The organism is Arthrobacter wenxiniae (assembly GCF_013376105.1).
GTDB lineage: Bacteria > Actinomycetota > Actinomycetes > Actinomycetales > Micrococcaceae > Specibacter > Specibacter wenxiniae.
In genome coordinates, this window is the sequence record NZ_JAAMFM010000022.1 from 22,631 (window position 1) to 34,599 (window position 11,969).

The 11,969-nt window shown below is 67.6% G+C and carries 13 protein-coding genes; 5 read left to right on the plus strand and 8 right to left on the minus strand.

Annotated features, from left to right (window positions below; all coding sequences use genetic code 11):
• Positions 1-40 precede the first annotated feature (40 nt).
• The 3 genes from G6034_RS13675 to G6034_RS13685 are packed head-to-tail and all read right to left on the minus strand — an operon-like array spanning position 41 to position 2,956.
• Positions 41-631, minus strand: a complete 591-nt coding sequence (locus G6034_RS13675) for a DUF308 domain-containing protein (RefSeq protein ID WP_176635665.1) — start codon at positions 629-631, stop codon at positions 41-43.
• On the minus strand, positions 628-2,013 hold the full coding sequence (locus G6034_RS13680; RefSeq protein ID WP_176635666.1) for an MATE family efflux transporter: 1,386 nt from the start codon (positions 2,011-2,013) through the stop codon (positions 628-630). Before G6034_RS13680 ends, G6034_RS13675 begins: the two co-directional genes overlap by 4 nt.
• 4 nt (positions 2,014-2,017) lie before the next feature.
• Positions 2,018-2,956 carry a LysR family transcriptional regulator gene (locus G6034_RS13685; RefSeq protein ID WP_176635667.1) on the minus strand — a complete coding sequence of 313 codons (939 nt, stop codon included), beginning with the start codon at positions 2,954-2,956 and terminating at the stop codon, positions 2,018-2,020.
• 73 nt (positions 2,957-3,029) lie between these two features.
• Between G6034_RS13685 and G6034_RS13690 the strand changes: the two genes are divergently transcribed.
• Positions 3,030-3,992 carry a DMT family transporter gene (locus tag G6034_RS13690; RefSeq protein WP_343038058.1) on the plus strand — a complete coding sequence of 321 codons (963 nt, stop codon included), beginning with the start codon at positions 3,030-3,032 and terminating at the stop codon, positions 3,990-3,992.
• Here G6034_RS13690 and dnaB read toward each other — a convergent pair.
• The gene (dnaB, locus tag G6034_RS13695; protein WP_176635669.1) at positions 3,945-6,548 is read right to left on the minus strand and encodes a replicative DNA helicase; all 2,604 of its coding nucleotides are present in this window, start codon (positions 6,546-6,548) and stop codon (positions 3,945-3,947) included. The two genes, G6034_RS13690 and dnaB, sit on opposite strands and share 48 nt — an antisense overlap.
• A gap of 541 nt (positions 6,549-7,089) precedes the next feature.
• Here dnaB and G6034_RS13700 point away from each other — a divergent pair.
• Positions 7,090-7,596, plus strand: coding sequence for a DUF1801 domain-containing protein (locus G6034_RS13700; RefSeq protein WP_176635670.1), 507 nt, complete (start codon positions 7,090-7,092; stop codon positions 7,594-7,596).
• Positions 7,597-7,658: 62 nt separating this feature from the next.
• Here the strand turns inward: G6034_RS13700 and rplI are convergent, their stop codons facing one another.
• The 4 genes from rplI to rpsF form a co-directional block, all read right to left on the minus strand.
• The gene (gene rplI, locus G6034_RS13705; protein WP_176635671.1) at positions 7,659-8,108 is read right to left on the minus strand and encodes a 50S ribosomal protein L9; all 450 of its coding nucleotides are present in this window, start codon (positions 8,106-8,108) and stop codon (positions 7,659-7,661) included.
• A gap of 15 nt (positions 8,109-8,123) precedes the next feature.
• The gene (gene rpsR / locus G6034_RS13710; protein ID WP_003800144.1) at positions 8,124-8,363 is read right to left on the minus strand and encodes a 30S ribosomal protein S18; all 240 of its coding nucleotides are present in this window, start codon (positions 8,361-8,363) and stop codon (positions 8,124-8,126) included.
• A gap of 93 nt (positions 8,364-8,456) precedes the next feature.
• Positions 8,457-9,053 (minus strand): single-stranded DNA-binding protein, encoded by a 597-nt coding sequence (locus G6034_RS13715; RefSeq protein WP_176635672.1) that lies wholly within the window; start codon positions 9,051-9,053, stop codon positions 8,457-8,459.
• A 61-nt stretch (positions 9,054-9,114) separates the two neighbouring features.
• The gene (gene rpsF / locus G6034_RS13720) at positions 9,115-9,420 is read right to left on the minus strand and encodes a 30S ribosomal protein S6 (protein WP_113716340.1); all 306 of its coding nucleotides are present in this window, start codon (positions 9,418-9,420) and stop codon (positions 9,115-9,117) included.
• Between the two features lie 1,087 nt (positions 9,421-10,507).
• Here rpsF and G6034_RS13725 point away from each other — a divergent pair.
• From G6034_RS13725 to G6034_RS13735, 3 genes are read left to right on the plus strand one after another with little or no spacing between them, the layout of a single operon-like run.
• Positions 10,508-10,702: a hypothetical protein gene (locus G6034_RS13725; RefSeq protein WP_176635673.1), complete on the plus strand. Its 195-nt coding sequence runs from the start codon at positions 10,508-10,510 to the stop codon at positions 10,700-10,702.
• Between the two features lie 5 nt (positions 10,703-10,707).
• Positions 10,708-11,292 carry a Fic/DOC family protein gene (locus G6034_RS13730; RefSeq protein WP_176635674.1) on the plus strand — a complete coding sequence of 195 codons (585 nt, stop codon included), beginning with the start codon at positions 10,708-10,710 and terminating at the stop codon, positions 11,290-11,292.
• A gap of 35 nt (positions 11,293-11,327) precedes the next feature.
• Positions 11,328-11,969 carry a DUF1345 domain-containing protein gene (locus G6034_RS13735; RefSeq protein ID WP_246295890.1) on the plus strand — a complete coding sequence of 214 codons (642 nt, stop codon included), beginning with the start codon at positions 11,328-11,330 and terminating at the stop codon, positions 11,967-11,969.

Genomic DNA, 11,969 nt, shown 5'->3' on the forward strand with positions numbered 1-11,969 from the left:
CTCGGTGCGTTCTACGCAAAGTAGAACACTTGCCCCCAGTTTACGTTCCTTTTGGCTGCCGGGCGTCATGGCGGAGGGTGAGCGAGGACAGGAGCCACAGGGCGCCGCTCATGAGCGCCCCGCCGCCGGCGACGCCGAGGAGGGCATGCGGGCCCGCGCCACTGAAAAATGGCAGGAGCACGCCGGTGCCCAGGCCCAGGACACCGGAGATCAGCCAGTCGCTGCGCAGCTGCGAGCGGTCCGAGGCGCGGGCCGCAAACAGCTCGGCGGCGCCCATGAGCGCAAGCGCCACGGCGCCGAGCCACGCCGCCAGTGCCGCGCTGATGGCAATGAAAATGACGACGCCGGCCACGGCCAGGAGCGCCGCCCCGCCGAGGAGGGCCAGGCGCCTGGTGTCGCCCCGCGGCAGGACCAGCCGCCGGACAACCCAGTAGTGCGACGCCGCCAGGACCAGGAAGTACCAGCCGAAGTTCAGGCACAGGCCCAGGGTGTCCGGCGAGCCGAAGAAGACGGTGATGATGCCGAAGAGCAGGGTGGCCATGGACCGGAAAAGCACCGGCTGCCAGATCCGGTTCCCGTGGGCGCTGGGCAGGGATGGGTTTGCGCCTTGCGGCACGGCTGTTTCACTCACCCGCCAATTCTACCGGTGGCCGGCACGCCCACCCGCATCCAGCGGCAAGTCCGGGCGCGCAGGCCCAGGGTGGCCCCGCGGGCCGCCATGTAGCCGAGGCTGAACGCGGCCCACAGCCACACCAGGGCGGGCGGGGCGTCTCCCAGCGAGGCGGCCCGGACCCACCAGAGCAGGGGGAGGTACACGGCCAGGTTGGCCAGCCCCGCCAGCGCCAGGTAGCGGGCGTCTCCGGCGCCGATCAGCACGCCGTCCAGGACAAAGACGTAGCCCGCCAGGGGCTGGCCCAGGGCCATCACGACGAGGGCGGCGGCGAGCGCCCGGTGGACACCGGCGTCGTTGGTGAACAGCCAGCCCACGGCCGGGGCCGCGGCCCACAGCGCCAGTCCCGTGACCACGCCGAAGCCCACGCCCCACCAGGTCATGGTGCGGGTGAGTGTGCGCACCACCGTGACATTCCCGGCGCCGAGCTCCTTGCCGATGAGCGCCTGGGCGGCGATGGCGAGGGCGTCGAGGGCGAAGGCGAGGAGGGTGAACAGGGTCATGGCCAGCTGGTGCGCGGCCAGGTTGGCCGGCCCCTGCGAGGTCGCCACGACCACGGTGGCGAGGATGGCCATGCGCAGCGACAGCGTCCGGACCGTGAGCCAGCCGCCCACGCGCGAGACGGTGCGGACGCCGGCCCAGTCGGGGCGCACGGCAACGCTTTCGGCCCGGGCGGCCCGGACGACGATCACCAGGTAGACGGCTGCCATCCCCCACTGCGTCAGCACCGTGCCGAGCGCGGCGCCGGCCACGGACATCCGGAGGCCGTAGACCAGGGCAAGGTTCAGGGCGATGTTGACGGCGAATCCCACGCCGGCCACCAGCAGCGGCGTCCGCGTGTCCTGCAGGCCGCGCAGCACGCCCATGGCCGCCAGGACCAGCAGCATGGCCGGGACGCCCGCCATGCTCACCACGAGATACTCGTGCGCGTTGCCCAGCACCGGGCCGCCGGCGCCCATCCACCGCAGGACAGGGCCCGCCGCCAGCCAGCCGGCCGCGGCGAGGGCGAGCCCCAGCACAAGGGCCAGCCACAGCCCGTCCCGGCCCACGGCCAGGGCGTCGGCACGGCGGCCGGCACCGAGGAGGCGGGCCACGGCGGGGGTGGCGGAGTACGCCAGGAACACCATGAGGCCCACCACCGTCTGCAGGACCGTGGCGGCCAGGCCCACGCCCGCCAGTTCGGCGACGCCCAGGTGGCCCACAATGGCTGAATCTGCCAGCAGGAAGAGCGGTTCGGCGATGAGCGCGCCGAAGGCCGGGACGGCCAGGTGCAGGATTTGCCGTGAGGTTGACGGGCCGGGCGCGGGTGCGGACGGGGCCTCTTGCGGCACGGATTTCGGCATGGCCCTAGCGTATCGTCGCGGGCGGCCTGCCGCCGCCCGGGCGGTTCACCAGGGCCGCCATGGCTCCGTGCAGGGCGCGGATGACGTGCTGGACGCCGGCCCGCTCCATCGCCTCCGGCCGGGCCAGGATGTCGATGTGCCGCCCGAGGGCCGGGGCCCGCAGCGGGACAAGCACAAGCTGTGGAAAGCAGCTCCGGCTCACGGTGTAGCGAGGCATGAGCGAGACGCAGGCGCCGCGCTCCACGACGGACGCGGCGACGAAGAACTCGTTGATCCTGTGCGCTATCGCCGCATCCTCCCCCGCCAGCGTGCCGATCAGCTCGATGGCCCCCTCCAGCGGGAAGCCGCGGTGCACCGAGATCCACTGCTCGCCGCGCAGGTCGGCCGGGACCAGGCTCTTGCGCCGGGCCAGCCGGTGCCCGGCGCCGACGGCCACGTCCAGCGGCTCGAACGCCAGCGCGGTGGCCCGCACCGTCTCCGGCCACGCGGGGCTGCCGGCCAGCCTGTGGGCGACCACGACGTCGTAGTCGGCCGTGAGCGCGGCAAAGCCCTGCTGGGCCACGTCCTCGTCCGAGAACGCCAGCCGCGGCCCGCCGCCTTCCGCCACGGCCTGCTCCAGGCGGCGGAACAGGGCCAGCCCGGCGCTGTGGAAGGCCGCCACGGACACGGGGGCGCCGGCGTCGTCGGTAAACCGCTGGACGGCGGTTTCGGCACGGGCCATGGCCACCTCCACCTCGGCGGCGGCCCGGGCGAGGGCGAGGCCCGCCGGGGTCAGGGCCGTGCGCCGGCCGTGCCTGTAGGTCAATGCCGTCCCCGCCCTGCGCGCCAGCGCCGAAAGCTGTTGTGAAACGGACGACGGCGTGACGCGCAGCGCCTGCGCGGCCGCGGCTATGCTTCCCCTCGCCTGGACTTCGCGCAGGGCCCTCAACTGGCCAAGTTCCATAAGTCCAAACTAATGCATTGCTGTCGGATTTGGCATCTGGTGCTAATGGATCTCGGCCGTCAGGATGGAAGCCGTGAAGACTTTGAGGGGCCGCCCGGGCGGAGGACGCGGCATTGATGTGGCGCTGCTGGGCGTGGCGGTGGTGTGGGGTGGCAGCTACCTGGTGGCGAAGGAGCTGACGGTGGTGGCCTCCGTGCCCGCCGTGCTGGGCTGGCGCTTTGTGGTGGCGACACTGGCGCTGGGCGCCGTGTGGCTGTGGCGGGTCCGCCGGGTTCCGGGGCGTGCGGAGTTGTGGACCGGCGTGCTGCTGGGGCTCACCCAGGCCGCGGTCCTGTTTCTGGAGACCTGGGGCGTGTCACAGACGCGCGCCGCCAATGCGGGCCTGATCATCAGCTTGACGGTGGTGTTCACGCCGCTGGTCGACTCCGCCGCCGCCAGGCGGTGGCTGCCGCCGGGATTCTTTGTGGCGGCGGTGGTCGGCGTGGTGGGCGTGGCGCTGCTGGTTTCGGGCGGCGGGTTCCGCGCACCCAACCCGGGCGACCTCCTCATGCTGGCCGCGGCGGCCGTCCGGGCCTGCCACGTGACGCTGCTGGGCACCCTGACGCGCGGCCGGCCCTACAGTTCCGTCACCGTGACGCTCATCCAGTCGGTGGTCTGTGCTGCGGCGGGGCTGGCCGTGGACCCGGCCGGCATGGGTGCAGCCGCCGTTGCCTTTGGCCCGTCCGGCTGGCTGGGCGTGCTGTTCCTGGGCCTGGCGTGCAGCGTTTTCGCCTTCCTGGTCCAGTTGTGGGCGGTGCGGCGCACCTCGGCCGCCCGGGCAAGCCTGCTGATGGGGACCGAACCCGTCTGGGCGGTGCTGGCGGGGGTGCTGTTCGCCGGGGAGGCCCTGGGCCGGACCGGTGCGCTGGGTGCCGCCCTGATCGTGGGCGGCTGCTTCGCCGGGCAGCGGATCGAGGCGCGGTTCAGGGGCGCCGGGGTTCCGCCTGGGCTAGTAGCCGCCCCCGCCGCTGTCGCTGGCCATGTTGGCGAACCGTGAGTAGTGGCCCTGGAACCCCACCACGATCGTCTTGGTGGGGCCGTTGCGGTGCTTGGCCACGATGACGTCGGCCTCGCCGGCGCGCGCCGACTCCTTGTCGTAGATGTCCTCGCGGTGGAGCAGGATGACCATGTCCGCGTCCTGCTCGATCGAACCACTTTCACGAAGGTCGGAAACCATCGGCTTCTTGTCCGTGCGCTGCTCGGACCCACGGTTCAGCTGCGAGAGCGCCACCACGGGCACCTGCAGCTCTTTGGCCAGCAGCTTCAGGGCACGCGAGAACTCGGAGACTTCCTGCTGGCGTGATTCCACGCGCTTGCCGGAGGACATGAGCTGGAGGTAGTCAAGGATGACGAGCTTGAGGTCGTGCTGCTGCTTCAGGCGGCGGCACTTGGCGCGGATCTCCATCAGCGACATGTTCGGGGAATCGTCAATGAACAAGGGGGCGTCATTCATCTTTCCCATGGTGGTGGCGATCTTGGACCACTGGTCGTCCTTGACCGTTCCCTTGCGGAGGTCCTGCAGGCTGATGGTCGCCTCGGCCGAGAGCAGGCGCATGGCCAGCTCGTTCCGGCCCATTTCCAGGGAGAACACGACGGTGGCCATGTTGTGCGTGATGGCCGCAGAACGCGCCCAGTCAAGTGCGAACGTCGAGTTGTGGGTGGGAATGAAGGAGCGGCCGGCCAGGTACAGGTGGCTGCCATGGGCGATCTGGATGCACTTCACGGGGACGGATTCAACCGGGCGAACCGACGTGATGAAACGCTGGGTGCGCTTTGGCGTGGCACGCGCGCCGCGTTCCTTGTGCAGCAGCTGCTTGCGGGTCAGGCCAAAGACGACGTCGTCGGTGGCGAAGGTGATCGTGTAGCAGGTCGACGACTGTTCAGTGTGTCCGTTCACCCGCTTTTCCGACCACCCGGTGCGGTAGCCCAGGCTGTGCACGAGTTCGCGCGTGTCTTCGGCCAGATGCCGGCTCGTCACGGCGAATTGAACGCACCCGCTGCTGGTCACAGTCCCGTCGGTGTCCAGCAGGCCCGCCAGGAGGTCCCGCCGTTGGGCGATGCCCGCCCGGAGATAGGTGCCGGGAATGTGCTTGTTGCCCAGCAGCCCGTTTGATCGCAGCAGCGCCTGAAGTGACCCATGGTCGAGCCGGCAGGGCTCACAGCGGAGTCCACCGCTGCAGGGGACTCCGCAATCAATGCAAGTCGGTGACGGCACCGGCGAGGTCGTGTACCGTGCCTTGCGGCCGCAATTCTGGGAGCAGGTGCGGACCTGTCGTAGTTTGTTGGTGAACGACGTTCCACAAACAACACAGATGCCTTCAAACACAAACGATTCCGCCGGCAGGTGGAGGCTGTAGACCATGCCCGAGACGGCCCTGAGTTCGTAGCCCTCGGCGGAGATGCGCATGAACACCTCGTCGTCCGTGTTTGTCACGCGGGCGGCCGCTGATGCGCCATCGCCCAGCCACGCCCCGAGCGTGTACGGGCCGATTGGCAACTCTGCCGCGGGCAGTTCCAGGGCGGCGGCGTTCCTGATCGAGTGGTTCAGGCGGTTGTCCGCTGTTTCACAGCGCAGGGTTTCGGCAATATCCGCCGTTGTGCGCACCTGCGGCGTGATCCGCGGTTGGCTGGCCGCCTGCGCGGATTTCCGCGAGGAGCGCGTGTCGGTGAGCCACTGGTGCTCGGCATCGGCAACCAGGACACTGCCGTCGTCGAACGTCACCTCAAAGCAGGGACGGCCCAGCATGACTTCAGTAGCCGCCACCACCAGCGTGGGCGTGCCGTCGGCGGCCAGGACGGTGTCCCCGACCTTGACCTCGCCCATGGTGGTCCAGCCCGCAGGCGTGGGCAGGGCGGTGTCCAGCGCGAGGGCCTTGCCCACGGCCGGCCTCGCCGCGATGACGATCATCTGGCCAGGATGCAGGCCGTTGGTCAGCTCGTCGAATTCGTAGAATCCGGTGGGCACGCCGGTCATGCCCTCGCCCTTGTGGCCGGACGCCTCGATCTCATCGACGGTGGACTCCATGACGTCCTTGAGGATCACGTAGTCCTCCGTGGTGCGGCGCTCGGCCACGGCGAAGATCTCCGCCTGGGCGGCGTTCACCACGTCCTCCACCTCGCCGTCCTGGGCGTAGCCCATCTGGACGATCTTGGTCCCGGCCGTGACGAGCCGGCGGAGCACGGCGCGCTCGGCCACGATCTCGGCATAGAAGCCGGCGTTGGCGGCCGTGGGGACGGACTGGATGAGCTGGTGCAGGTACGCGGCGCCGCCCACCTTGGCGATTTCCTGGCGCTTGGTCAGCTCATCGGCAACGGTGACGGCGTCGGCGGGCTCGCCGCGGCCGTAGAGGTCAAGGATGGCCTCGTAGATGCTCTCGTGGGAGGGGCGGTAGAAGTCGTTGCCGCGCAGCACCTCCACGACGTCCGCAATGGCGTCCTTGGAGAGCATCATGCCGCCCAGGACGCTTTGTTCCGCCACGAGGTCCTGCGGGGGCGTCCGGGCAAAGTCCGGCTCCCTGGACGTTCCGACGGTGTCCATTGCTGGAGCTGACATGGCTTGTGCCCACTTTCTTACCTGCTGGCCTGGCATCCTGCGAACCCGGCTGGATTCGCCAAGAGTGCTTCCTCCCGTCCTACCAGCCCACAACGACATTATCGCCGTTCGCGGAGGGGATCCCCTGCAACGGTAGACGCTCTGTGGACAACCACCAACCCCGTTGTCCACCACCCCTGTGGATAACTTGTGCATTAACTGCCCTGTCTTGTGCACAGGATGGGGACAACCGTGTGGATAAGCGATGACTTTCATCACCAACCCGCTTCTGACCTGCGCAAACACTGCCCACCGGCTGTGGATGAAAAGTATTTGGCAGGCGAGTCTCATCCACAACTTGCATGTTGACAGCTGCGAAATTGGCGGATCCAACGCTAGATATCCACAGACATATGCCCAGCTTGTGCATCATGCGGGCAGCCCCGGCAAGGCTGACCTGCACTTATGCACTGCAGCGTATGTACTCGTCAGTAACCATGTCCTTCCGCGACCGCACTAGGCTGGGGCTTAGCGCCCATGGACCAACACCGGGAGGCATCACATGGCTGCCACAAAGGGCACCCCGCCGCGGAGGGCCGGGGACGCCAACAAGACGCATCCGACCGCGGGCAGCGTCGAGGACTTCATCGACACCGTGGACACCAGCGCCGTGCGCCGCGCGGACGCCCGCGTCCTGCTGGCCATGATGCGGGAGGCCACCGGGCAGCCCCCGGTGATGTGGGGGCCCACCATCATCGGCTTCGGCAGCTACCACTACCGGTACTCCTCCGGCAGGGAGGGCGACGCGCCCGCCGCCGGATTTTCCCCCAGAAAAGCCCAGTTGGTGATTTACGGCCTGACGTACCCGCCCGGCGTCGACCGTCTCCTGGACACGCTGGGAAAGTTCAAGCGCGGCGCGGGCTGTGTTTACGTCAACAAGCTGGCCGACGTGGACCTGGACGTGCTGCGCGAGCTCGTCGGGACAGCATATGTCCACATGACCACGCAGCAGCTCGATTCGCTCCAGTCGCAAAAGGGTCGGGCGCAAAGGCAAGAGGGCCGGGGGTAAGGAAAAGGCCGGCCCCCCGCGAACGGGAGCCGGCCTTCCTGATGAAGCGTGAGGCAGGGGTGTTAGCCTGCAACCACGTTCAGCGTGATCACGGCGGTGACGTCTTCGTAGAGACGGACGTTTGCCGTGTACTTGCCAACCGACTTGATGTGGGTGGGCAGTTCGATCTTGCGCTTGTCGACGTTGCCGAGACCGGCAGCAGCAACAGCCTTTGCGACATCGTCAGTCTTGACGGTGCCGAACAGGCGTCCGGACTCGCCGGCCTTGACGGTCAGCGTGACCGGCTTGGCGGCCAGTCCGGCGGCCTGGGCCTGAGCGGCTTCAACGGAAGCGTGCTCATGGGCGGCGCGGGCAGCCTTGATGGACTCAAGCTGCTTCTCGCCTCCCTTGGACCATGCCAGGGCGTAGCCGCGGGGCAGAAGGTAGTTACGTGCGTAACCGTTCTTCACCTCAACGATGTCGCCCGAGGTGCCGAGACCGGTAACTTCGTGGGTCAAAATGAGCTTTGCCATGTTTGTTTATCTCCCTTAGCCTCGGCCAGCGCCGGAGTAGGGCAGCAGTGCAACTTCGCGGGCGTTCTTGATTGCCTGGGCGATCTTGCGCTGCTCCTGGACGGTGACACCCGTGACGCGGCGCGCACGGATCTTTCCGCGGTCGGAGATGAACTTGCGCAGCAATGCTACGTCCTTGTAGTCGATGACAGTGATGTCAGCGGCCTTCAGGGGGTTGGACTTTGGTTTGGGCTTACGGAGTTCAGCCTTAGCCATCGTGGAGCTCCTTAATATTCGTGGAGCCCGTGGATATTAATCCGCGGGATGGTGGGCGTGCGGCGGTTGCCGCACTGGGTAAAGAAGTTGTTGCTAGAAGGGGGGCTCGGAGCTATCCGGGCCCGCGCCCCAGCCACCGGTCGATCCGCCGGGCGTGGCCCAGGGGTCGGATGCCGGTGCAGCCTGTGGCTGCTGCTGGCCGCCGTTGCCGCCGAAGTTTCCCCCGCCGGAATTGCCGCCAAAACCGCCCTGTCCCCCGCCGGCGTTGCCGCCGCCGAAGTTGCCGCCGTTGCCTGCGCCAAAGCCGCCACCCTGACCGCCGGAGCGCTGGGTGCGGTTGACCTTGGCATTGGCGTAGCGCAGCGAGGGGCCGATTTCGTCGACCTCAAGCTCCATGACGGTGCGCTTTTCGCCTTCCTTGGTGTCGTAGGTCCGCGACTTCAGCCGGCCGGAGACAATGACGCGGGTGCCCTTGGTGAGGGACTCGGCCACGTTCTCTGCCGCTTCACGCCAGATCGACGCGCGGAGGAACAGCGTTTCGCCGTCCTTCCACTCGTTGGTTTGGCGGTCAAAGGTCCGCGGAGTGGACGCAACGGTGAAGTTCGCCACTGCTGAACCGCTCGGGGTAAACCGCAGTTCGGGGTCACTGGTGAGGTTGCCAATGACCGTAATGGTGGTTTCGCCTGCCATCTGCTCCTGCTTCCTGCTTGGGTGTTTTCCTACGGTGAAAAACTTTTGGGGTGGACCGAGGTTACTCGGCCACGACCTTCTGGTCTTCCGGACGGATGATCTTGGTGCGCATGATGGTCTCGTTGAGGCCAAGCTGGCGGTCAAGTTCCTGGGCGGTAGCCGGAGCAGCGGTGAAGTTCACCACGGCGTAGATACCTTCGGACTTCTTCTTGATTTCGTACGCCAGGCGGCGACGGCCCCAGATGTCTACCTTTTCGATGGTTCCACCATCGGTGGTGATGACATTGAGGAACTTCTGAAGTGACGACTCTACGGTACGCTCGTCGACCTCGGGGTCGATGATGACCATCAGTTCGTAAGGACGCATATGTGAACCCACCTCCTTTGGGCTAAGCGGTTACGGTCTTTCCGTAACAGGAGGTTCATTTGCGGCGCCTGCGCCGTTCCCCGGCCCCACCGGTGGGGTGGACGGGTGCCAGCACAGACTCATCCATCTTACATTACGCACGACGCCGGCCACTCGCCTTTTCCCGTCAGCCCCGCCACACGCTGTGGACAAGTTGGGGTGGCCGCCGGGCATCTGCGTTAATCTCGGGACGGGGAAATGCGGGCGGGGAACCAGGCCAGCCCTCAGCGCTGCGATGCTGAAGCCGTCCACGAACAGGTCATGAAGGACGTCTCGGACGTCCAGCTGAACTTGGAGCACACCATTTCCCGGGCCAGGAAGGGCTCCGACTTAATTAGTCCGACCCTTGCGGCATGGTCTCCATAAACGTCGGTTCCATGGGGGTAGCCATTCGGGCACGGAAAGGGCAGAGGCCCATGGTTCCAACCGCCAAACCGCGGGCGCCGGTTGTGAGGATTTTAGCGGCTCGTCCGGCTTCATGGACCTGCACTGGCCGGGCACTCTCATTGCCAACCTTTGGCCTCACCAGGCTCTACAACCTGATGGACGACGGCGGGTACGCCGACCTCAAAAAAACTCCACAAGCAGCCCGACGAGGCCGCTGCGGCCTGCTACGGCTGGCCAAAGTCCGCGGCGCAGAGTTGTCCACATGCGACTCTTCCTCCGGCTTCTCGCCAGCTCAGACCGGTAGAATGGAGGGAGCAGGCGGCGCGTTCACAACTGGTCCGTCACCTTCAATCCAAGGAATCGTGGCATGTCGAGGCTGAAGGACAAGAGCGGGTTGACCGGCGCCGAGGTCCAGTCGGCCTTGGAATTTGCAAACGGGGCTCGGCAGGTCGTTCCCGCGGATCCGGGGCCAAGACCGTCGTGACCCTGCGGAACGGAACCACACCCGAATTGGGCTCACCGACCTGCCACCATCCCCAATTCCCGGTCCCTTCAGCTTTCCGCTCAACCGCGACCACGACGGGTTTGCCCAACGTCCGGCCCGCCATTGGGACGACCACCTGGCCCCGGCTGTCGCCCCCCACCACCGAAAGGACAAGCAATGAGCCGCAACGAAGCCCTGGACGAGCAGGACGTGGCCGCCGCCATGGAGTTCGCGGCCGGCATCCAGGGCTTCGCCGGCGGCAACCCGGACAAGCGGTCCCTGCGCCTGGCCCGGCGGATCCTGCGCGGCACCTCGACTCCCGAGTCCGCCGTGCGCCGCTACCTGGATGCCACCCTGCCGGAGGTGCAGTAGCCGCCATGCCGGACAGATACACCTACCCCAATTCCGAGGTCCTGAAGAACAAGTTCAGCCTGGTCGAACAGTTTGCGCTCCGCCGGGTGGAGAACGGGCTGGTGGAGCTCGGCCTGGCGGGGCTGGCCGTGGCCCCCGAGGAGCCGGTGTTCCGCCTGGCCCACCTGCAGGCCATCCACCGGCGCCTCTTTGGGGAACTGTACGAATGGGCCGGGCAGCTCCGGGAGACGGACCGGACGGCCCGGGGATCCGGCGTGGTCCACTGCCGTCCGGAGTTCATTGAGGCGGCGGCCGACGGCGTGTTTGGGGCGCTGGAGCACGAAGGCTTTCTGGCGGGTCTGGACGTCGACGGATTCACCGAGCGGCTGGCGCACCACTGGGGTGCGCTGGCCGTGCTGGACCCCTTCCGGGACGGCAACATCCGCTGCCAGGCCGTCCTCCTGGACCAGCTGGCCCGCGGCGCCGGCTGGTCCGTCAACTGGGCGGCCCTGGACCCCGACTGGGTCAAGGAGGCGCGGCTCGGTGCCGCCGCGGGCAGCCCCGGCCTGCTGGGAAAACTCCTCGCCCGCGCCACCACCCCGCTGGGCTGAGTGAATAGGGCCCTGAGGCATGGCATGATCGCGAGATGGAAACCACTCGTGCCCGGCACCGCCGGCGCCGCCTGGCCGTCATGGTCGTTGCCGGGCTTGGCGCGGCGGCCGCCACCGCCGTCTTTGGCGCGTGGGTGTACGCGCCTGCCGTGGGCTGGACAGTTGCGGCACTGATCTACAACCTCTGGGTCTGGCTGACCATCGCGCCCATGGACAACGCGCACACAGCGGCCCATGCACAGGAGGAGGACCCGGGGCGGAACACCTCGGACCTGCTGATCCTGCTGGCAGCGGTCGGTTCGCTGGCCGCCGTCGTGCTGGTCATGGTGGGCGGCAAGGACGTGGCCGGCGGCGGCAAGCTGCTGCTGGCGCTGCTGGCCATGACATCCACTGCCATGTCCTGGCTCCTGGTGCACACGCTGTTCACCCTGCGGTACGCGGAGATTTACTACGCGGGCGAGCCCGGCGGCATCGGCTTCAACCAGGATGCGCCGCCGCAGTACACGGACATCGCGTACATGGCATTCAGCGTCGGGATGACGTACCAGGTCTCGGACACGAACATCACCAGCCGGCACATGCGCTCGGCCGTGCTGCGGCACAGCCTGCTCGCCTTTGTGTTCGGCACGGGCATCCTGGCCACCACCATCAACCTGGTGGTCAGCCTCGCGCAGTGA